Below are 22005 nucleotides of genomic sequence, written 5' to 3'. Positions count from 1 at the left end.
TTAGCACTTCCGACCGGCGTCGCAGCTGGGTAGGCCGTTTTCGCAGGTCGGCGGGTTGAGGCACGCGGAATTGCTCGGATCGCAGACGATGCCGCAGCCTGCGCCGGTGCATTTCGTATTTCCCATGCAGGATTGCGCCCCGCAACAGAGAATGTCGCATCCCGGGGCGCTGCACGTCATGGCATTTTTGCAGGCTTGAGGTCCGTCGCAGCGTATCTCGCAGTCCGTACATGCAATGGCGTCGCACGCGAATTGGCCTTTGCATCGTACGTTGCAAGCCACGCCCTCGGGGCAGATATCCCCACTGCACGGCGCCTCCTCGGAGCATTCGATCTTGCACACGCCGTCCTCGCACTCGCCGCGCTGGCAGCCCTGGCGGCATCGCTCGTCGGGCGTGGCATCCACGGCGGCATCGGCCACCGCCACGTCCTTCGCGGAGTCCAAAGCGACATCCTCGGAGCCAGCATCCGTGGGCACGTCCGTGGTGGCATCCACGGCAACGCCACCATCGACGTCGCTCATGACGAAGCCCCCCTCGGAAAGCTCGCACGCCGACGCCTGCAGCACCAGCAGGCCCACACCAACACCCCACACGACGGCTCGCCGGGTCCGCATACCTATGCAGTAACCTCGACCCTGGCCAGTGGCTCACCATTTCGCGCGCCGGGCCGCTCGAAAAACGGTGCGGCGCCAGGCTACCGACGAGCCGGTGCCGCGGGCCTCGTGATCGCGAGAAATCACGAAGTGTCGAATTCGAAGTTTGGAATGGCCGCGACATCGATTCCCTTCATGAGATTTCGATATTTCTGTTGACGCAATACGTCATTCAATATTTCACACCGAGGCCTCATAATTTGGCGGAGTCGTTGGCACTCACCGGCGGGCCATCGCATCGCGAAAGGTAAATATCAATATGAAGTTGTCGACCGTTCTCGCAACAGGTCTCTCGATGTCCATTCTCGTCGCGTGTACGTCGGCGGGGGATGCGGAAAGTGACGATACGGGTACCGCTGTCGCCCCCATCATTCATGGTTCGAATTCCGACGCGACCGAGGACGAAGCGGTCCTCATGCAAGTACGCGCCGATCTCGGTGTCTATGGCTGCACGGCGACCTTGCTCGCCCCGAACCTCGTTCTCACCGCACGTCACTGCGTCACGCAGCTCAACGACAGCGATCCAACGATCACGGATACGTGCGATCCACGGTTGTTGGGCGCGGATTTTCCCGCCGGAAACATGTCCTTCTTCGTTGGGCCGCGGCGACCCGGCATCTTCGCGAGGCCCGCGGCCAAAGGAAAGCAGATCTTCCACGACAAGTCGACCGAGGGACTCTGCGGTCACGATCTCGCGCTCGTTCTCCTCGACCGGGACATCCCGAATGCGAAGTTGGCCAGCGTTCGCCTGACCGATTCGACGCACGCCGGCGAGAAGATCACCGCCGTCGGCTGGGGCATGACGGAGAGAACGGACAGCCCGGACGTCCGGCAGCATCGCACGGGGATCGAGGTCGTCTCGGTCCAGCCGGGGTCGACCCCGGAACGTGGAACGGCCGCGGACTTCCAAGTTGGCGAATCGACATGCCACGGCGACAGCGGAGGCCCGGCGCTCAGCGAGACGACCCATGCGGTCATCGGCGTCGTGTCACGTGGCGACAATGGGTCGCCCGACCAAGAGCACGCGGTGCTTCACTGCATCGACAACGCCGGCGGCGGCGGCAAAACGTGGGGCGTTTATACGAAAACGAGTCCGTTCAAGGATGTGATTCTGCGCGCCGCCCGCGCTTCGGGTCACGACGTGAAATCCGAATAGCTTTTTTGCTCCCACGAGGTCTCTTTCCGACAAGGCGTCTCCGGAGAGCAGCCATTCACCGGACATGAGACCTCGATACCATGTTGCATTGGCAACTTGTACCTTCCTCTCGATCCCCGCGTGCAGCATTCCCCATCAAGAATCCGATGTAGCCTCCCGATCGGATGAAATCGTCGATGTGCCGCAGACGCCCGTGGAGCGGCAGGCCATCGGCAACTGTTGGCTTTACGCCGAAGCGGGCTGGGTCGAATCGATGCACCTTGCGGCGACGGGTGAGTCCTTCACCGCCTCGGAGTCCTACTGGACGTACTGGCATTGGTTCGATCAGATCACCCAAGACGACGCGACGGAAATTCAGACCGGTGGGTGGGAGCGCACGGCCCATCGGATCATCTCCGAGCGGGGCCTGGTTCGTCAGGCGGACTTCGTTCCCCGCGACAACGGCCCTGAAATGTCGCCGCAGCAGAAAGGGGCGCTCGATGCGGTGAACGCGGAACTCGTCTCCGGCCGCCTCTCCACGGCGAGCGCCCGAGCCGATCGCAAGCTCGTTCGGCGCGTTCTCGACAAAGCATGGGGCCTGCCCACGGCCACACGCTCGTGGCTCGATGCCGCGTTCGGCGCCGATGCGTCGCGCACGATCGACGACGGAGCCGGCATCGAGGGCACACCGATTCTGTCGCCCAGCGCATTTCAAGTGCGTTATACGGAGAGCACGACATCCTCGCGCCCCGGTGTTTTCAAGGATACGAACTTGTCGCAAGCCATTCGAGATTGGCACAGCGAGCAGTATCCGACGGGGGCAACGGGCCGGCGCAATTTCATGATTCGCGTGCAGCGGGCGTTGCACGATCGACAACCCGTCGTTCTATCGTGGGCGGTCGACTTCAACGCGCTGGAGCAGGGCACGAGCGAGCGGCGGGGCGCGTTCAATATGACGACCCTTCGCGCCAAGGGCCCGGGGCATCAGGGCGGGCACATGGTCGTGCTCGAGGATTATCAGGCCATGACGCAGAATTTCGGCTTGCTGCCCGCCGGCACGACGCTCGATCCGAGCCAAGCGGCGGACCGGGCCAAGCTCGACGCGGCGCTTTTGCCTTCGACCAGCGTGCAGTTTCTACGTGTGAAGAACTCGTGGGGCGCCGTGCGCGCCGACCGGTCCAGCGTGCCGGGGTTTCCCGGATATCACGATTTGTACATGGATTACTTGAACGGCCCCATTGCCTGGTGCCCGAATGCGGACGATCCGTCGCCCGCCACGTGCCGCGGACGTACTGTCCCGCTGTGGACGGCCATGATGCCGCCGGGCTACTGAGCTACTACGAATTTGCCCTCTCCGAATCGGGACGCCGGCCCGAGACCGAGACGAGAAGCCACGGCATGTAGATCGCTTCCGTCCGTGGCAAATTCTGATAAGCCATAATTTGCTTCAACGTCAAAACGCCCGTGCGTAGGAACCGTGGCAGGAACTGCTCGAAGCCGATGCTCCAGCTTTCCTCGATCCGGTCACCGATTCCAAACGTCACGGGCGTTGCGACCACCTGCAGGTCGACGATGCCGAGATTGGCCAATTTCGAGGGCAACCGGCGTATCCATCGACCGTCGAACCCCTGGGCCGCAAGGACGTCCAAGAAAGCGTGGTGAACGTCCGTCAGCTCGTCGCGCGCCCAATCGTCGCGCGGGAGGATGTACGCGTCCTCCACGAGGATGGCGCCGTCGGGTTTGAGCCACTGCACCGCGCGCTGCAGGATGGCGTCACGCTCCGGCAGGTGCGCGAGGACGAGCCGCGCGTGGATCAAATCGAACGTGCCCGCCGGAAAGTCGTCCTTCATCAGGTCGATACGCGCCACCTCGAGGTTGGGCACGCGCGAACCCCACGACTCGAGGTTGCCCGGCCCCGTGTCGGCGGTCATGTCGGCGGTCACGACGCGGCCGCGGGGGCAGCGCTCGGCCAGCCAATGCGATAGAGAACCGGTCCCCGCGCCGATTTCCAAACAATGCCACGGCGTCTGAATGGCGAGGCCCTCGATCAACGCCCGCGACGTGGGATCGGCCCACTTCTCCAAAGCCCGGAGGCGGGCCCGCTCGGTCGACGAATCGCCGTTCGCGATGCCTGCGCTGTACGCGTCCCGCAGCATTGGTTTCATTTGTCATTTTCAGATTGATATGCAAATCAATTTCGTTCAAATCGGCCGCCACGGCCATTGGATCGTCCCGATGCATCTTGCAGAGACGGCGACGTTCGTCGACCAATCGCTCGCTCTTCGCATCCTTCTCGGAGGCACAATCATGTTATCCAAACGCGCGTGGATTCTCGGGGTGGCCGCATTTTTGATCGGCTGCTCGTTCATCGTCGAAAGTGACATTCGCGGCTACGGCATCGGCTCGACGTGCACCACCAACGAGGACTGCCACGCAGGCCGATGCCACGAGCGTGTTTGCGTTGCGAGCTGCTCCGTCAATGCCGATTGTCCCGAGCCAACGAAATGCTTCGCGGGCGAATGCCACGTGCCACTCAAGGTTGCCGCACTGCACGTGGGATTCGTCACGGGCGGTGAGGGCTGGACATTGACGCATCACGAGGGACTCGATTACGCGAAGAAGCAACTGCCCTGGGTCACGGCCTACGAGGACGAAGGTGTATTCCCCAATCCGACCGATCCGGAGCACGGTCCCATTGCGCAAAAGATCGATTTTGCCGTGAAGGAGCGCGGGGTCGACGTCATTTTCTTGAATTCGTTCAGTCAGCGCGACGAGATGTTCGTCCGTGCCAAACGCTATCCGCACGTGAAATTCATCAATGTCCTCGGAAACAGGTCCGAGGGCAATGTCCTCTCGATCGGGAATAGGCTCGAGCAAGCGTGGTGGATCGCGGGGCGGGTGGCCGCCATGAAGACGAAGAAAAATCGTCTTGGATTCATCGCCTCGTACATTACGCCGGAGGTCGTGCGTTATGCATCGGCGTTCCTCCTCGGGGCGCGCGGCCTCAACCCCGCCATCAAGGTGGAAGTCCAATGGCTGGGCTTTTGGTCGGACTACCGCCAGCAGCCCCTCTCGACGTACGGAGGAAGACTCCGTCTCGACGATGGTCCCGTGTACCGGGAAGAGCTGCTGACGTACCGCCTCGTCGAGGCGGGGGCCGACGTCGTGGCGCACTCGGCGGACACGGGACGCTCGGTGCGGCTGATCGAGAGGCTGAACACAGCCAAAAAGGTCCCTTGGCAACTGTATTCGGTGAGCAATGACAATGAAAACGGTTGCAACCAGCTCGTGGGGGACACGCTCGGTGGCCCGCCGATGGCCACGTGTTTGGCCAGCTGTTATGGCCATTGGGGCCCCCTGTACGTCGAAGTCTTGAAAGACATTCACGCCCAACTCTTGGATACGACGAAGAACCGCCACGAAGGGATGACCGCCGACGAAACCAGTGCGACGGGATTTCGATTGAACCCCAGCGCCGGAATCGACGATACCGCGGTTCGCCCTTACCTGACCGAGATCGTGGAACGAGGGTGGCCCCATGTTTTCGACGGGCCTGAAGGCCAATCCTATGCAACGACGGGCCAGCGGGACCGCGATGGCGACGGGGTGTACGACGCGCGGCAGGTCTTTGGGGAAGATGGGGAGAGGATGACGCCCGAGGAGTACCAGAGAATGTGCTGGTTTCCGGAGGGGTTGATCGAAAAGCAGACTATCGACGACCCGTCGTCGCTCGATGTGGCGGCCCGCGTTCCAGACGCCGAGCGGGTGCGCTCGGACACCAAATTCCTGGGAGACGTTCTAGGCCCGCCGGGCGCACCTCGTGGGCAAGGGCTGCTCTGCTCGGAGAATCAGTGAAACGCTCACCGGCTCCAGGGATCGCTCGTATCGACGGGACGAACGACCTTGCGGCCCGCCGACGGCCCAGAGGACGGCGGCCCAGAGGACGGCGGCTCGGTGGACGCCGGGTTTGCGGCCGGCGCCAATGGTGAGGACGGTGAGGCGGGCGAAGATGGCCCCGCCGCCGGACGCGCGGGCACACCGCGGGGCGGTGGCGCGTGTGCAGGGCCCGCGGTCTCTTTGACGAGCCGAATCATGATGTCGCTATCCTTATCCATGGCGACGCGGACTCGCCGCGGGGCGTGCCCCTTCGCCTCGGCGAGAACCTCATGCGAGGTCGGCTCGGCCACGCCGTGATGAATCCACGGATTGTCGCGCAGGGGGACGCCGTCGACGACGAGCCGCGCATCCGGCGGTTCCGTGCGAACCACGATCACCACGTCTTGCCTGCGCGGCTCGCCGGCGGCGGGTACGTTGCCGCCGGGGCCCCGCGCCGCGGGACTCGCAGATTCCGCAGGTGCGACGGCCTCTTGCGAGGCTTGGGATCCAAGCGGCGCGCGGACGGCCACGAGCGCGGCCCCGAAGGCAAGAAGTACCACCGCGCCAACCCCGACCATCTTGGCGCGCCGCCTTGGTGCGAGGGCGGCACGCACGCTCTCCGCAGGGCCCTCGATGGCGATGTCCATATCGACCCCGCGAATGGAGAGCGACGCGCTCGAGGGTGGCGGGCACTCGTGCACCGACGTGGGCCAACGCGCAGCACTGTGCATCGTCATGGAGTCGCGGGAAAGCGCCACGAATTCCGCCGTCGACTCCGCGGACACCTTTCGAGTTTGCGCCTCGATGAGGCGTTGTCGCTCCGCGCGAAGCTGCGCAAACAGCTCCGTCATTTTGGCTCGAACATCGTGCGATGTGTACCGCTCGCCGCGGCTCGCGAGGAATGCCTCGATGTCGGCTTGGAGCTCCAAGGCATTCGCGTAGCGATCGTCCCGGCGGTGCGCCATCGCCTTTCTCACGATGGCGTCGAGCGGTGCGGGCACGCTGGGGCAAACGCTTCGCGGCAACGGGACCTGGTTGCCAACGACGGCGCTCACGATCTCGAGATCTGCGCGCCCTTTCCAGAGCGATTCTCCGACGGCCGCCTCCCACAACATGGCCCCAATGGCAAAAACGTCGCTGCGGCGATCGACCTTTTGCCCGAGCAAGTGCTCGGGGGACATGTAACGAACCTTTCCCTTGAAGGTTCCATATGCGGTTTCGATGGTCGACGCCGAGGTCTTCGCAATGCCGAAATCGAGTATTTTCACCGCCCCGTCGAAGGTCACGAAGACATTGGGCGGTGAGATGTCACGGTGCACGAGCTCGAGCGGCCGGCCGTCGAAATCCTTTGCCTCGTGCGCGTGGTGCAATCCGGTGAGCGCCTCGGAAAGAATGTGAAGATGCATTCCGCACGAAACTGACCGGTCGAGCTTTTTCGCGTGCCCGGTCACTTTGTGAAGCGGCTGTCCGTCCAGGTACTCCATGACGGTGACGTCCCGCTCGCCTTCCTGAATGACCTCGTAGGTCTGGACGATGTTCGGATGATTCAGGCGGGCGGCAAGGCGTGCCTCCTCGCGAAACATCTCCATCATCTCGGGGTCCTCGGCCACCGCCCCGTGAGGCACCTTCAAGACCACCAGTTTGTTGAAACCGAGGTGCCCTCGCATCATGGCGAGGTAGACGTGGGCCATACCTCCACGCCCCAACTCGGCGATGAATCGGTATTTTCCCGCCGCAGACAGGCCTTTCAGCCAATCGTTCTCGCGCCAGTCTCTTTCGCGCCGATCTCTTTCACGATCGATGGTCATGCGGACGCTACCGAGCAGGGAGCGGTATCATCGGAAAATGATCCAACGTTGTCAAATCCAATTCCAAATACCATTCACAGTTTTCGCGCGCGATTCGGGTACCGTTTTGGCACGGTTTCGGCAACGCGTCGCGTTGGTGGAGATATCAGTTCGAATACCATTTCGGAATGGTGTTTCCACGGAATTCACTCCGGCGGGTCGTCCAATCGGTCATGGGTGACGGGTTCGTTACAAGAAGTCGTCCGGGTTGATTTCCTCGGCGTCGGCCTCGGTCTGCGGAGGCTCGGGAGGCTGAGACGGCAGCGCAGCCGTCAGAAGGCCACGCACCTGCCGGAGTGCAGATTCCGCTCCGCGACTCGCCTCGATCGCAGGATGTCCAAGGCGATCCATGCCACCGGCGTCCAAAAGCAATTCCTTTCTCAGGCGCCCGGTAAGCTTTTTGACATCCTCCAGGAGATCCACCGTATCGAACAATAACTTACTCAAGATGCGCCCCCTCGGCGAGACCTTGGGATGCGCGGGACGCGGAGCTTGGAGCGGCCGCCCGGGCCACGGTTTCTTGATCGTTGCCATGCTTGCCCTATGGCCAGACTCTCACTACCAACATGAGTGTTTCGAGGTGAGCTCTTTTGGCAAAAAGACCAATGAACGTGCGCTCGCATCGCACACGACGCCAGCCATGCGCTCGGCAGGAAATGCGATCCTTCGTATTCGCCACAGCGTGCGACTCTCCGCCGTCCTCTGTCCTCCGTCACGTTGCGTTGCGTTGCGTTGCGCGTCGATTGATTTTTAAATTTGAATTTAGCGTGATCGAATGGACGGCATTCGGCCATATCATTCGGAAGAGCGCATAGCGCCAGGGAGGCCCCGCTTCATGGATCACGAGCCGCCGAGGACATTTGCCGTCATCACGTTTCTCATCAAGCAAAGTCTGCAAGATGCACGAAGACAGGTTCAGGTGCTGAGGCACCTGCAGGCAGGCCCCCTGCTGCCGGACGAGTCAACGTTGAGCCAGATCGGGCGATACCTCGACAATGAACACGCCGTTCATGCCATCCATCGCGAGCAAATCGATGAATGGTCTCGGGAACCCATCGAGGAGCATCACCATCACGAGCTCGCGCGGCTGCGCGACTTGCTGTCGCTCACGTACGCCACGCTGGCCGAAGGCTACCGGCTCCTCGAGAGCATGGGACGGCAAACGGAATCACCCTCCCCCTGAACCCGGTGGCTGAAGCCATTAGGTCTATCCGAGGTAACGACCAAACCAATCGAGGACTTTGGTCCAGGCCTTGGCGGCGGCATCGGCGTTGTAACGTGCCCCGGTATCGTTGAAGAAGGCGTGGTCGGCACCGTCGTAGGTCACAATCTCGTGCGGGAGGGCCGCTTGCTCGAGGGCGGCTTGGGCGGCCGGCCGCGAGGCGTTCACGCGCGTGTCGAGTGCGCCGTAAACGAGCAATCCGCGGTTCTCGTGAATCACGAGGACCGCACCGCGCGGCGTCGCCGCCGAGGCCCCCCCCCAGAGGCCATCCTTGGCCGACGAATGTCGTCTCCTCGAGACGAATCGGTGGTGCGCCACGACGTTCCACCTGCATTTCGTTCAAGCCCCGTCGGGCGCGCTCCGCTACGGCACATGGCATGACGGTTCCGCTTCCCTTGGTCATCGGCGGCTTCGTGGCCCTGGCGGTCGTCGCATGGCTGTTCTCGTCGTTCGTCTCCAAGGCGGCACGCGGGGTCGCCACGAAGCGGCTCGATCGAAGCGTTGGTGCCTCCTCGTACTCCGAGGCGGAGCTGCGCGCGCAGGCCCTCGGGCACGACGACTGGTTTGCGCCGCTCACGCGCTTGCTGGGCGATGAGCGCATCGTCGGCGTGGTCGAAGCAGGTTTCCCGAAGTCGGCGGCCGGCGCGGCGGTCCGCGGGCTGTTCAACTTCGTCGGGCAATTCGCGGGCGTCAAGGTGGTCGACAAGGACTGCGGTGTCTATTTGGCTTTGTCCGCGACGCACCTGCACTACATCGTATTCGAGCGGGGGCAGGTCGAAGAGCACGTTACCTGGCAACGAGCCCGCGTATCCGAAATAGCGATGCGCGAATCCCTCGAGGTCTCCGAGAAGAAATACGGAGCCCTCGTGGTATTCGACCGCGAACTCACCTTCGTCGCCGACCAACAGCGGTTCGTCATCCCCGTGGCATCCTTCATCAGCCGCGGACCTCGGACGCGTCCACCCTTCGGTCCCCCACGCGAAGCGCAACCCATGCTCCACGCCCTGTCCAAGGGATTCCTCCGCGAGTTCGAGTCGGCCCCCGCCCCGATGCAACGCTCATCTTGAATGAGATATACGAATGCTCACTCCACTCCAGCGACGACGTAGGAAACTCCTCCCCCGCAGGTGGTCCCCACGGGGCTCCTGACGACGACCTCCATGTCGACCCCGTCGACGCGCGCCCGACCGCCGCTCGAGAGATTCTGCCCGGTGCTTCCGAATGCCGTGTCTGCATCCGGACGAAAAATGGACTCGGGGCCGACGGTCAGTACAACGCCGTTGCCCTGACACATGAACGATCCGTTCGTGTAGACGACCACTTCGCGGTAGTTCCCAACGGGGATGATCGGGCTCGGGGTATTAGCCTTCGTCAACGCACCCTCCGCGAGCTTCTTGAACTTCGGCGCGACGGCATTGCAGCAGGCACCTCCCGGTGAATCGGCATGAGCATCCGGCACGAACGAGGTCTCCGAAGGTCCATTGGTCGATGACGTACAGTAGATGACGAAAGATCCGAGTATGGACGCGAGCACGATTTGAAGTTTGGGCTTCATGGCGAACTCGTACGACTGAACCGGGTCGGACCTTCCTGCCCGGAATTGGATTATCGCCCTTTCACGAGCACGCCTTCGAGGACTTCACGTCGACGTGCAGTGCGATCTGCCCATTCGCACTGCACCATAAGCCCTTCTTATTGGTTATAGGGTCGTTTCCGCTTCGTATTCCAGAATGGTGCTCGCCCGGGCGATCCGTCCGAACGTGTTCTTCGATCGTCCGAACGTGCGCGACGGCGGCGCGATGAAGCGCCATCTTTGGCTTTCACGAGAGCGCGTAGAGCTTCTCGAAAGCACGGAGATGACGATGAACGACAAGCGTAATCCAGTGACGGTGGTTGGCTTGGGACCGATGGGTCAGGCGATGGTCCGCGCATTCCTCGACAACGGGCACCGCACCACGGTTTGGAATCGCACGGCGCACAGGGCCGATGAGCTCGTTGCCAAAGGGGCCATCCGCGCGGCCACGATGGCGGAGGCCTTGGCCGCGAGCCAAGTGGTCATCCTTAGCCTGACCGACTACCAAGCGATGTACGATATTCTCGATGCGGCAGGCGATGCCCTCGCGGGTCGGGTCATCGTCAATCTGAGTTCGGACAATCCGGACAAGACGCGGAAGGCGGCCACTTGGCTGGCCAATCGCGGTGCGTCGCTCATCGCCGGAGGCGTGATGGTGCCGGCGCCCCTGGTGGGCCACGAAGCAGCCTACGTCTTTTATAGCGGTCCGCGCGCGGTCTTCGAAGCCCACCAGGCCACGTTGCGGATCCTCGGAAGGACCGATTACCTCGGCGAGGATCATGGCCTGTCGCAGCTCTATTACCAGGCCCAGCTCGATATCTTCCTGACGTCGTTGTCCGCGTTTCTGCACGCGGTGGCCCTCGTCGGCACGGCCGGCGTCCCCGCGAAATCGTTCTTGCCCTACGCGGTCGACAACTTCAATAGCATCTCCTCGTACTTGGCCGAAGCCTCCCGGCACGTGGACGAAGGTCGGCACCCGGGGGATCTCGCCAACGTGGCCATGATGGGCGCCACCGCCCGGCACATCGTCGAAGCCAGTGCGGACGCGGGGGTGGAGATCGGTCTGCCCAGCGCCGTGAAGGCCCACTACGATCGCGCGATGGCCGCCGGCCGCGGCAACGAGAGCTGGACGAGTCTGTTCGAAGTCATCCGAAGGCCGTCCTGACGCGCGCTCCCCGGTTCACGGCTCCAGCGAAGACTCGACCTGCAGTCGGGCACGCGCCTCGAGCGCATAAGGCGAATTGGGATGAACGAGCTGCAATCGCTGGAGGGTGCGGTACGCGTCCTTGATCCGCCCCAAGTTGGTCAAAGCCTGCGACTTGCCCCACATGGCCTCGGCGGCGAGATCCCCACGTGGGCTGTGGTTCAAATACCGATCGAAGTGCTCCAGCGCCGTGGCATGCATTCCCTGCCGCATGTACAAAAGAGCAAGTGCCATATCTGCCGCGCGCGATTCCGGCGTTCCTGGATGACGGTGCTGCAATAGTTCATAAAGCGCAATGGCCTTCGGAACGGCCCCTACCCTGCGCGCGCGGCCCGCGTCCAAAAAAAGCGCTGCGGATTCGTTCGTCGGCGGGGCCGACTTGAAACCCGCCCGCGATGGACGCTCGGTGGGGGCGACGGCCGTCGGCATCGCCTCCACGGCCGCCGGGTCCATTTCGGCGTAGGCCTCGCTCGTTTCCGCGGCGTCCGGTGCGCGATCGGTCGCGGACAGCTCCGTCTCCTCCGCGGTCGGCGCCGGCGCGGTGGGCGTATGCAGAAGGCGATGCGCCACGCCCGTCGCCACGAGGCTCGCGATGCACGCGACGATCGGCACGATGAGAGCGGCCCATTGCACCGATTCCGTCTCCGCCTTCGCTCTTGCGTCGCCCCCCACGGTCGTTCAAGGAACGCGTTTCCTCCGCCGCTGTCAAGCGGGTCCTCGGCGAAAGCCATCATGGGCGAGGCCGTCCTCGCGATGCAATCCTTCGTTGCCAGGCGACATCGCCGTTTCGCAACGCATCAGAGAGGGCAAATGTCCACCGCCCTGTCGAATCATGATGAGTCCATTCCGACCTCGGGGATCGCCCGCCGCGAAATTCCAGAATCCGTCCTGCGATGCCGCACCAACGACCCGTATCCCTATTTTGCTTGGCTGCGGCAACACGCCCCAGTGCATCGCGAGAGCAAACGCAACGGCCATTCCGTCGTTCACGTATCTCGCTATTTGGATATTCGCCCGCTGCTTTCCGATCGGCGCCTCAGCAAACGCCCCGAGTTGGCCCCCGGCTACGTTCCAGGACCTGCTTTTCGTCGATGCCCACCGCCATCGAAGAGCTGTTGCGTTACGACTCACCGGTGCGGGATGCCACCTTTCGCGTTGCCGTCGAGCCGATCGCCCTTCACGGGCAAATCATCGAGCCGGGCGAGATCGTAAGCCTGTTGATTGGCTCGGCCAACCGTGACGAGGAGGTCTTTCATGACCCATCAATGGGGACGTGGCGCGCGCGGTCAGCGCGGCCTTGGATCGTCTCGATGAGGATCCCGGGCTCGCCGTCGGTGTACTTACCGGGGCCGGCGGGCACTTCTGCGCGGGTATGGATCTCAAGGCCTTTTTGAAAGAGGGATTCCCCTTCATCGGCCATCGCGGGCTCGCGGGGGTGACGCGCGCGGAAATCGGTAAACCGATGATCGCCGCGGTGGAAGGCGCCGCCGTTGCGGGTGGCTGCGAGATTGCGCTGGCCTGCGATCTCATCGTCGCCGGCGAATCCGCGAAGTTCGGGCTTTCCGAGGTCGCGCGCGGTCTGGTGGCGAGCGAGGGCGGCGTGATCCGTCTGCCGCAGCGGGTGCCTTATCACATTGCCATGCAGATGCTCCTCACGGGCGATCCGCTGGACGCTCCGTCCGCCGCCCGCTTCGGTCTCGTCAACCACGTCGTCGCCGACGGCATGGCCCTTCCAGCCGCCCTCGCCCTCGCCGAGCGGGTCAGCCGAAACGCGCCACTGGCCATCGCCGCCGTCCGCCGCATCGTGCGTGAAGCCCGAGGCGCCACCGATCGCGATGCCTTCGTGATTCAGGACGCCATCGTCGCCCCGGTGGCGGAGTCGCAGGACGCGCGGGAAGGCGCGCGCGCCTTTGCCGAGAAGCGGCCGCCTTCGTGGAAGGGGCGGTAACCGGCGCGTCTCGAAATAGCGTATCGTCGAGGCTCAACGTGTCAACGAAGAGACGGGACACCTCCCTCGTAGCTCGACCGCAACGACGCGGAGACGCCGAGCGTTTGCCGCGAGGCCGCCACGGCCTCACACGCGAGGAGGTGAGCACCTCGCAGCGCACACGCTTGATGGATGCGATGGCCGAATTGGCGGCAGAGAAAGGCTACGCCAACGTCACCATCGGCGATCTCGTTGCCCGCGGCGGCCTGGCCAAGCGAACCTTTTACGACTACTTCCCCGACAAGGACGCATGTGCGCTCGCCGGGGCGGAGCACTTTGCCGAGAAGATCTTGGCGACCATCATCCGCCCCCACGACCGCGAGCTGGATCTGTACTCGCGTGTGCAGGCGTCGGTGAACCGGATGCTCGAAGTCTTTGCCCAGCACCCAACGTACTCGCGAACCTTTCTCGTCGAAATATGGGCCACCGGGCCCAAAGTGATTGCACGCCGCCTCGACGTCGATCGTCAGATCGCCCGCCTCCTGGTGGCCCTGAGTCAAGATGTCTCGGCCCATCGACCCGAAGCCCGTGCCATCGAGGAGGCGCACGCACTCGCCGTGGTCGGTGCGGTGAACGAAACGCTCTATCGGGTCGTCTTCCTCGAGGGCGCCGAGAACCTGCCGCGGCACGCCGACAAATTGATCCGCGTCGTGAGCGGACTGCTCATGGCACAAATGCCCACGACGCCGGACCGGCGCCCTCCGCGAAGCCGCCGCGGGCAGGACTCTGGGGCCAAGAAGTAGGATGGACTGCGCGCGAGCCCATCGCGCGGTGGACACCCATCGTTTCGGCGTATGGTCGGCGCTCCGACCGGATCCCGGGGAGCGCATGAACGCACACCAACGCAGTGCCACCATGTTCTAGGGAAAATCACGGCGCGCGGAGTGCGGGCAAAATCGTTCCAATCGATGGCCCCGCATGCATTGTGTTTTCGTGTGTGCGAGTGAGTCCGCACACGAACGGTGGGGGCATATTGCTTGCTGAAGAATTGCCCATTGATGCCTGGAGCCAACGCCCCGCGCACGCGACGCACGTCCCGCGTGCCCCGCATCTTGGGTCTGTTCGTATTGCTCGCTACGACGATGACCTCACGCCCCGCGCACGCCGAGCCGAACCGCGGTGAACGCACCTTCGATCTCGGTGGCCTCGTCGAGCAAAGCATCCGCTTCGTTCACGACAAGATGCACACGAGTGAGGCGGACTCGGGCCCTATCGCCGACGCTTGGCGTCTTTCCTCACTCGCGACGGCGGAAGCGCTCTTTCCCTCGCCGGATCCCACCTTTCGCGACCGCTTCGTTCGGCTCACAGCCTTCGAGGCGGTGCGAACCCCCCGGGGTGGGCACCACTTCGGTATCCCGCCCGCCGCGCTCCAGGCGCCGGAGTCGGCCGTTGGGAACGCCGTGCGACCGTCACTCCTCGCACGCGATTGGAATGGTGCGGTGTCGCTCTTCGGACGCGGCGCGCTGCTTACCGATTATTATCGCCTGACCCGATCGTGCCGCATTCTGGTCGGCCGCCTGAGCGTCGAGGTTGGCCCCTTCGTTCCGTTCGTTCACGTCGGTGCGGGCACATGGCGCTTCGACCCCGACTTGATGCCACTGTTTCCGCGCCAGCAGGCCCTTGCCGTGCAATTCAGCGCCGGATTCGCCGTGCACCTCAACAAGCGCGTGAGCCTCGCCTGGGAGGTCGACCATATGATGCTCTACGTCGAACCGCGCGAGCCGCACATGGGGTTCGATCCTCACATCGTTGCATCGTTCGCCGTATTGCAGATTGCGCGGTGAGCGCGCTCGATGGAGTCGAACGTGCGGTCCATATCGTGCGCGCTCGTCTGCCAGTTGGAGACGGAAATGCGCATGGCCGTGGAGCCTCGCCACGACGTGGGGCCTAGCCAACAGGTGCCTTCCTCCTGGACGCGGCGAATGACGGCGCGGGTGAATTCCCCGGCATCGACCTCCGGCGCGTTCGGGGGGTGAAAGCGAACGAGAACCTGGTTGAGCACCACGTCGTTCAACACCATGGCCCCCTCGAGGGTGCGAAGGCGCACCGCAAGATCCGCCGCGTGGGCACAGCAGCGGTCGACGAGAGCACTCACCCCCTGTCGGCCCAAGGAACGCAGGGCTGCATAGATGGGGAAGGCGCGCGCGCGCCGCGAAGACTCCGGGCCCCAATCCTGACCATCGCGTTCGCCCCCAACGGCCCCGACGAGGTACGCCGCCCGCGCATTTCGCAAGGCACGGGCGTGTGCCGCGGAATCGCGAATGACGGCGATACCGCAGTCGTAGGGCACGTTGAGCCATTTGTGGCCATCGACCGCCCAGGAATCGGCCTCGGCGCTGCCCGCGACGAGCGACCGCTTGCTGGAGCTCGCCGCGGCCCACAAGCCGAAAGCGCCGTCGACGTGAAGCCACGCATTTCGCGCGTGCGCGAGCTGCGCAATCTCCCCCAGCGGGTCGAATGCTCCGGTGTTGACGCACCCAGCCTGCGCGCACACGATGAGCGGGCCGGTGCACGAATTCAGTACCGTTCGCAGAGCATCGGCGCGCATGCGCCCCTGATCGTCGGCTTCGACGACCCGAATTTGCTCCTTGCCGATTCCGAGGAATCGCAGTGCCGTGTAGATGGTCGCGTGGGCTTCGGCGCCCATCACCGCCGTGATCCTGGGAGCTCCGGCTAGACCACGTTCTTCCACGTCCCAATCGAGCCGCCGCAGCACTTCATCGCGGCCCGCGGCCAACCCCGTGAAGTTGGCCATTTGCCCGCCCGTCACCAAGCCTACGCTGGCCGACGCGGGAAGGCCCAGGAGGTCGAGCAGCCACTCGGCGACGACCGTTTCGACGACGGACGCCGCCGGTGATGCCAGATAAAGCGCCGCATTCTGATCCCAGGCCGACGTGAGCCAATCCGCCGCCAGCGCGGCTGGCAGCGACCCGCCAATGACGAAACCGAAATACCGCGGCCCCGCGCTGGCAACGAGCCCAGCATCGACGTTGCGGGCGAGCTCTCGCACGATCTCCGCGGGGTCTTCCCCCGTGTTCGGCAACGATCCGCCCAACCGCTCGCGGAGCGCACTGGCCGCAACGGGCCGCGCAACCGGCCTGTCCGCCACCAGATCGAGATACCGCGTGGCAACGTCGAGCGCTGCCTGCAAAGCCGCTTTGTGCATGCGGCCACTATAGGATGCGCATTCGTGGGAAAAAGACACAGTCCGCGTTGATTCGTGCAGAACAGTTTCGAGGAGCGAGCGCCGGAATCCCTGCACCGAACATTTCACACGCATTCACCCGTTTCTCTGTCCCGTAAACGTGCCCATGCCCGCGCCCGTGCCCGATCTTCTTCTAATTTCGGGGACGGGCAGGCGCACGGGCACGGGGGCTCCCTTGATGCTCTTTCCGGACGAATTGGCGGAATCGGCAACATGACGTCCGAATCACCACTACGAGGCTCGCGCAACTTATCCGACCAATACTCGGGTTCATTTAACTGCCTGTCGAGATGAATACCTTCTTGCGGAAGAAGGGGTGCGACCTTATGGAGGAAACATGAATCGCATGTATTTCCGTCACACCGTCGTCGCACTCGCGTGCAGCGCCATCGTCTCCCCCGCGTGCACGAGCGACAACGATGGATCGAATGCGCCAGACGATCCCGACTCGATGGCCGATCGCCGAGCGGCGTCGCTCGTTGCACGAATGACGACGGATGAGAAAGTGGCGTTCGTGCACGGAACGGGAATGCCCGTCGCGGAATATGGGACGTTTCCTCCCGAGGCATTGCACGGCTCGAGCTACATACCTGGCATTCCCCGGCTAGGCATTCCGCAGGTCACCGGTGCGGATGCGGCTTGTGGAGTCAATGTCAAAGACGCGAAGGCCACGGCGTTGCCAGCGCCCATCGCGCTGGCCGCAAGTTGGGATCTGGATCTGGCCCAGGAATACGGTAAGCGCATTGCCATCGAGCTGCGCACGCTCGGATACACCGAGAGCCTCGGCGGCGCCCTCAATCTGGCGCGCGAACCGCGAAGCGGCCGCACCTACGAATGCATGGGCGAAGATCCGGTCTTGAGCGGTGGAATGCTTGCTGCGCGCACGGTCGCCACGCAAGCGCAGAAGGTCATCGCCACCGTCAAGCATTATGCCATGAATGACCAAGAGGCGAACCGTATGACCTCCGACTCGCAGGTCGACGAACGCACCATGCGGGAGACGGAGCTGCTGGCATTTGAAATCGCGGTAAAAGAGGGACAGCCCGGAAGCGTGATGTGCGCGTACAACAAAGTGAACGGCACGTACGCCTGTGAGAATCCATATCTTTTGACGGAGGTGCTCAAGAAGGAGTGGGGCTTCCGCGGCGTCGTTCAATCCGATTGGGGCGCAACCCACAGCACGGCGTCGGCGGCCCTTGCCGGCCTCGACGAGGAACAACCGGGGGCCTCCAACGAGGCGAGTACGGACCCGCTCTTCAAGGTATTCGGTTCCCACTTCAATTCGAAACTACGGGAAGCGGTCGACAATGGCTCCGTGCCCATGTCCCGGCTCGACGAAATGGTTCAGCGCAAGCTGCGCACCCTCGCGCGCGTCGGCGTCATGGATTCGCCACCGCTTCCCTCGGGCCCTATCGACCAAGACGCGGGCAATGCGGCGGCCCTCACCGTGGCCCGCCAATCCGCCGTGCTTTTGAAGAATACGTCGGCCGCGCTTCCGTTGGCCGCCAACCTTTCATCCATCGCTGTGATCGGCGGCCACGCCGATGTGGGCGTCCTTTCCGGCGGAGGCGCGGGGGGCGTTCCGCCCGTCGATGGCAATGCCGTCACCGGCTGCCAGGAGCCCCCGGGCCCGGTGTTCCCTCCCCATTGCGCAACCTGGTACAAATCCGCGCCGCTCGCGGCGATCAAGGCCAAGGCACCGGGTGCAAACCTCACCTTCCTCGATGGGAACGATTCCACGGCCGCGGCCGAAGCCGCCGCCAAAGCGGAGGTGGCCATCGTCTTCGCGACGCAATGGGAAAGCGAAGGAAGTGATCTCCCCAGCCTCGCCCTGCCGGACCAACACGCCGATCCGTACAATCAACGGTACGATCAAAACGCGCTCATCGAAGCCGTTGCCGCGAAGGCCAAACGCTTGGTCGTGGTGTTGCAAACGGGCAGCCCCATCGTGATGCCGTGGCTCGATCGCGCCCATGCCGTGCTCGAAGTTTGGTATCCCGGCGTTCGCGGCGGCCAAGCCATCGCCGATTTGCTGTTCGGCGACAGCAACCCTTCGGGAAAGCTGCCCATCTCGTTTCCGAAACAGGATGCCGACCTGCCGCAACCGGTCATCTCCTCGACGGATCTCAACGTCAAATATAGCGAGGGACTGCTCATCGGCTATCGCTGGTACGATGCCAAGCAGCTCGAGCCGCTCTTCCCCTTCGGCCACGGCTTGTCCTACACGACATTCTCCTATTCGAACTTCGACGCCGTCGTCGATGCGAAGGAAAACGTGACCCTCACCCTCACCGTCACCAACGACGGCACGCGCGCGGGCGCCGAGGTTGCGCAGGTGTATGCTCAATTGCCCGCCGGAGTGGGTGAACCACCGAATCGTTTGGTGGGTTGGAAGAAGGTGTTCTTGGAGCCGGGGCAGGCGCAAACCGTCCAGGTGACCGTCCCCGCCGTGCGGCTTGCCACGTGGGACCCATCGGCGCACACCTGGAAGGTGAACCACGGCGACTACACGTTCGTTGCCGGAACCTCGTCCCGCGATCGGCGTGCTCTGATGAAGACGATACGTCGCTGACTTGGAGCGGGCCCCAAATAGATAGGACGACGACGTTCGACCGATAGTCAGTGGCCACCGGCCGCACGTCGTCCTCCCCATTCATCGCATTGGTCCTTCGTCACCCATTTGCCGTTGGCGTTTGCCATTGATTCGCGTCATCCCTTGATGACCAAAATGGCAATACGAATTTTAACCTATACGGGTTTCGCAGGCCTGGCCTGCCTGATGTCCACCGGTTGGAGCTGCAAAGACACATCCGACAAGGCTGCCGCCGAATGGCCCGCATATGGCCGCGATCCCGGTGGCGCACGGCATTCTCCGCTTGCGCAAATCACGCGGGACAACGTCGCCGGACTCGCTGTCGCGTGGACGTATCGCACCGGCGATGTGCCGGGGGCCGGGGAATCCAAGGCCAACACCTTTCAGGCGACACCCATTTATCTCGACGGCACGCTGTACGTCAGCAGCGGCTACAATCGGGTGTTTGCGCTCGACCCCGATACGGGGGCTCCGCGATGGATCTTCGATCCGAAGGTCGACACGAACGTCCCGGGCCGCTACCTCGTCTCCCGCGGGGTCAGCGCGTGGCACGATGGAAAGGACGACAAAGACGGCGACTCCGCGTGCCGGCGGCGTCTTTTCGTCACGACCACGGATGCGCGGCTGATGGCCATCGACGCGGGAACCGGCCAGCCGTGCGATGGCTTCGGGGCGGGCGGGACGGTGGATCTGAAGGAAGGGATCCCCGGGGCCGCGTCCGGGATTTACAGTGTGTCGTCGCCGCCGGCGGTCGTCGGCCACGTCGTGGTCGTGGGCTCGTCCATTGCCGACAACGTCGCGGTCGACGTTCCCCCGGGCACGGTGCGCGGGTTCGATGCGCGCACGGGAGCGCGGCTCTGGGCGTGGGATCCCATTCCGCGCAGCCCTGCCGATCCGGGGTACGAAGCCTGGGCTCCCGAAGATGCCGCACGCACACGGGCCGCCAATGTTTGGAGCGTGATGACGGCGGACCCGGAGCGCGATCTCGTGTTTTTGCCGACGAGCTCCCCTTCCCCCGATTATTATGGCGGTTTGCGCAAAGGCCCGGGACCGCACGCCAACTCGGTGGTGGCGCTGCGCGCATCGACGGGAAAGCTCGTGTGGGCCTTTCAGGCCATTCATCACGATTTGTGGGACTACGATGTACCGGCATCGCCGGCGCTCACGCGCATCCGGCGCAACGGCCAATCGATCGACGCCGTGGCGGTGGCGACGAAGGCAGGAAACTTGTTCTTTCTGGATCGCGATACGGGCAACCCGCTCTGGCCCATCGAGGAACGCCCCGTCCCGCCGAGTGATGTTCCCGGCGAAGACGCCCATCCGACGCAGCCCTTTCCATTGATCACGCCGAACCTCGTTGGGGATACCACGCTTCGCCCGGAGGATGCCTGGGGCGTCACCGATGCCGAGCGCGACGCTTGCCGTGAAATGATCGCCGGTGCGCGCTCCGAGGGCATCTTCACCCCGCCGAGTCTGCGCGGTTCGGTCGAGTATCCCGGATCGCTCGGTGGCATCAACTGGGGAGGAGTGGCCATCGACGAAGGGCGCGGCCTGCTGTTCACGAGTGTCAACCGCTTCGGCAACGTCGTCAGGTTGATCCCGCGCTCGGAGCCGAACGCTCCGCTGCCGGGAGAGGTCATCCAAGAGCAGCTCGGAACACCTTATAAAGTGGGGCGGCGTTTGCTGTCGCATCCCACGACGCGACTACCGTGCACCAAGCCGCCGTGGGGCCAATTGGTGGCCGTGGACGTCGCCACGGGCACCATCCGATGGGAGGTCCCCGTCGGCCGCTTCCCGGGCACCGAGCAACTCCCCGGCTCCGAGACGTGGGGCTCCTTCACCCTGGGCGGCCCCATCGTCACCGACGGCGGCCTCGCCTTCATCGGCGCCACGCAAGACGATAGCATCCGCGCCTTCGACACCGACAGCGGCCGCGAATTGTGGAAGCACGCACTTCCGGCGGGCGGACAAGCCACACCGATGACCTATCGATCCCCCAAAGGTCGACAATTCGTGGTCATCGCCGCGGGCGGAAGCATTGGCCTGGGGCGCCCCGCCGCCGATCACTTGGTCGCGTTCGCGCTGCCCTGAAACTCCATCGTCATGGATGCGCCGCATTCATGACTAAAAGCGATTCCTATCTATCATTGCGCAAATAGATATACACACCGTCATTCGCCATTCGGAGAACGACGACGTCATGGATTGCTCGGAGTTTTTCGTACGAGAAGCGCCAACGTGGCGCTCTCCCGCTTGGCCAGTTTCGTCCGGTCCGAACCGCTAGGATGGATGGAAGGTCACGTTGAAGGAAGTCATTGCGTTCACGCGTGATCCAATACCGATGCCACGGCGCGCGCTTCGCATGGTCGAGTGGGAACGGGAGCGCCATTGCACCAGCGCCGCAGGACGCCAGGATTTGGGCAACTCGAATTTGCGCAATTAAATCGATCGAAGATGTCCGTTCATCACGCGACAATGCAGACGATCGACATCGTAATACGATATCTATCGTGATATGTGAGTGGAGCATCCCGTCCACTCCACGGCCGGTGAGTGGACGGATTGCTCCACGAAAAAACCACGACATGAAACGCATTGACCGGAGCATCCATCACGCTATACCGCCCGTGGTAACCGATGGACAGTTACTGATATAAATGTCGACACCAACTTGCCATTACCAACAATCGCAGTCCATTCCGGGAACCT

19 protein-coding genes are annotated in these 22005 nt (G+C 63.5%); 11 read left to right on the top strand and 8 right to left on the bottom strand.

Features of this window, described 5'->3' with window-relative positions; translation table 11 throughout:
* Nucleotides 1-615: a hypothetical protein gene (locus LVJ94_06395; protein ID WXB06863.1), complete on the bottom strand. Its 615-nt coding sequence runs from the start codon at nt 613-615 to the stop codon at nt 1-3.
* A gap of 334 nt (nt 616-949) precedes the next feature.
* On the opposite strand from LVJ94_06395, the gene LVJ94_06390 reads away from it, so the two are divergent.
* The gene (locus LVJ94_06390) at nt 950-1810 is read left to right on the top strand and encodes a S1 family peptidase (protein ID WXB06862.1); all 861 of its coding nucleotides are present in this window, start codon (nt 950-952) and stop codon (nt 1808-1810) included.
* A 178-nt stretch (nt 1811-1988) separates the two neighbouring features.
* Nucleotides 1989-3122: a hypothetical protein gene (locus LVJ94_06385; GenBank protein WXB06861.1), complete on the top strand. Its 1134-nt coding sequence runs from the start codon at nt 1989-1991 to the stop codon at nt 3120-3122.
* Nucleotides 3123-3126: 4 nt separating this feature from the next.
* Here LVJ94_06385 and LVJ94_06380 read toward each other — a convergent pair whose 3' ends face one another.
* Entirely contained in the window at nt 3127-3954 is an 828-nt protein-coding gene (locus LVJ94_06380; GenBank protein ID WXB06860.1) for a methyltransferase domain-containing protein, read from the bottom strand.
* A 142-nt stretch (nt 3955-4096) separates the two neighbouring features.
* Here LVJ94_06380 and LVJ94_06375 point away from each other — a divergent pair, with 142 nt between their 5' ends.
* Nucleotides 4097-5644 (top strand): BMP family ABC transporter substrate-binding protein, encoded by a 1548-nt coding sequence (locus LVJ94_06375; protein WXB06859.1) that lies wholly within the window; start codon nt 4097-4099, stop codon nt 5642-5644.
* 5 nt (nt 5645-5649) lie between these two features.
* Here the strand turns inward: LVJ94_06375 and LVJ94_06370 are convergent, their stop codons facing one another.
* Complete coding sequence (locus LVJ94_06370) at nt 5650-7473, bottom strand: serine/threonine protein kinase (protein WXB06858.1); 1824 nt, start codon at nt 7471-7473, stop codon at nt 5650-5652.
* Between the two features lie 228 nt (nt 7474-7701).
* Nucleotides 7702-8046 carry a hypothetical protein gene (locus LVJ94_06365; GenBank protein ID WXB06857.1) on the bottom strand — a complete coding sequence of 115 codons (345 nt, stop codon included), beginning with the start codon at nt 8044-8046 and terminating at the stop codon, nt 7702-7704.
* Between the two features lie 301 nt (nt 8047-8347).
* On the opposite strand from LVJ94_06365, the gene LVJ94_06360 reads away from it, so the two are divergent.
* The gene (locus LVJ94_06360) at nt 8348-8695 is read left to right on the top strand and encodes a hypothetical protein (protein ID WXB06856.1); all 348 of its coding nucleotides are present in this window, start codon (nt 8348-8350) and stop codon (nt 8693-8695) included.
* Between the two features lie 24 nt (nt 8696-8719).
* Here LVJ94_06360 and LVJ94_06355 read toward each other — a convergent pair whose 3' ends face one another.
* Complete coding sequence (locus tag LVJ94_06355; protein WXB06855.1) at nt 8720-9052, bottom strand: dienelactone hydrolase family protein; 333 nt, start codon at nt 9050-9052, stop codon at nt 8720-8722.
* A 59-nt stretch (nt 9053-9111) separates the two neighbouring features.
* On the opposite strand from LVJ94_06355, the gene LVJ94_06350 reads away from it, so the two are divergent.
* Entirely contained in the window at nt 9112-9801 is a 690-nt protein-coding gene (locus LVJ94_06350; GenBank protein ID WXB06854.1) for a hypothetical protein, read from the top strand.
* 17 nt (nt 9802-9818) lie between these two features.
* On the opposite strand, the gene LVJ94_06345 is transcribed toward LVJ94_06350, so the two are convergent.
* Nucleotides 9819-10289: a hypothetical protein gene (locus LVJ94_06345; GenBank protein ID WXB06853.1), complete on the bottom strand. Its 471-nt coding sequence runs from the start codon at nt 10287-10289 to the stop codon at nt 9819-9821.
* A 307-nt stretch (nt 10290-10596) separates the two neighbouring features.
* Here LVJ94_06345 and LVJ94_06340 point away from each other — a divergent pair, with 307 nt between their 5' ends.
* Nucleotides 10597-11472 carry an NAD(P)-binding domain-containing protein gene (locus tag LVJ94_06340; protein WXB06852.1) on the top strand — a complete coding sequence of 292 codons (876 nt, stop codon included), beginning with the start codon at nt 10597-10599 and terminating at the stop codon, nt 11470-11472.
* A gap of 15 nt (nt 11473-11487) precedes the next feature.
* Here the strand turns inward: LVJ94_06340 and LVJ94_06335 are convergent, their stop codons facing one another.
* Nucleotides 11488-12144, bottom strand: coding sequence for a tetratricopeptide repeat protein (locus LVJ94_06335; GenBank protein ID WXB06851.1), 657 nt, complete (start codon nt 12142-12144; stop codon nt 11488-11490).
* A 640-nt stretch (nt 12145-12784) separates the two neighbouring features.
* Between LVJ94_06335 and LVJ94_06330 the strand changes: the two genes are divergently transcribed.
* The 3 genes from LVJ94_06330 (at nt 12785) to LVJ94_06320 (ending at nt 15282) form a co-directional block, all read left to right on the top strand.
* Nucleotides 12785-13459 (top strand): crotonase/enoyl-CoA hydratase family protein, encoded by a 675-nt coding sequence (locus tag LVJ94_06330; GenBank protein ID WXB06850.1) that lies wholly within the window; start codon nt 12785-12787, stop codon nt 13457-13459.
* 38 nt (nt 13460-13497) lie between these two features.
* Nucleotides 13498-14241 (top strand): TetR/AcrR family transcriptional regulator, encoded by a 744-nt coding sequence (locus tag LVJ94_06325; protein WXB06849.1) that lies wholly within the window; start codon nt 13498-13500, stop codon nt 14239-14241.
* Nucleotides 14242-14580: 339 nt separating this feature from the next.
* Complete coding sequence (locus LVJ94_06320) at nt 14581-15282, top strand: hypothetical protein (protein ID WXB06848.1); 702 nt, start codon at nt 14581-14583, stop codon at nt 15280-15282.
* Here the strand turns inward: LVJ94_06320 and LVJ94_06315 are convergent.
* The gene (locus tag LVJ94_06315; protein ID WXB06847.1) at nt 15240-16664 is read right to left on the bottom strand and encodes an aminotransferase class V-fold PLP-dependent enzyme; all 1425 of its coding nucleotides are present in this window, start codon (nt 16662-16664) and stop codon (nt 15240-15242) included. The genes LVJ94_06320 and LVJ94_06315 overlap by 43 nt on opposite strands.
* 376 nt (nt 16665-17040) lie before the next feature.
* Between LVJ94_06315 and LVJ94_06310 the strand changes: the two genes are divergently transcribed.
* Together LVJ94_06310 and LVJ94_06305 are read left to right on the top strand one after the other, a co-directional pair.
* Entirely contained in the window at nt 17041-19275 is a 2235-nt protein-coding gene (locus tag LVJ94_06310) for a glycoside hydrolase family 3 C-terminal domain-containing protein (protein ID WXB06846.1), read from the top strand.
* Between the two features lie 207 nt (nt 19276-19482).
* Nucleotides 19483-21387 (top strand): pyrroloquinoline quinone-dependent dehydrogenase, encoded by a 1905-nt coding sequence (locus LVJ94_06305; protein ID WXB06845.1) that lies wholly within the window; start codon nt 19483-19485, stop codon nt 21385-21387.
* Nucleotides 21388-22005: the final 618 nt, after the last annotated feature.

The sequence above is a fragment of the Sorangiineae bacterium MSr11367 genome, from assembly GCA_037157805.1.
GTDB classification, from domain to species: Bacteria; Myxococcota_A; Polyangia; order Polyangiales; family Polyangiaceae; genus Pendulispora; species Pendulispora rubella.
Note: the sequence above shows the minus strand (reverse complement) of the source record. Positions and strands in the feature narration are given on the sequence as shown.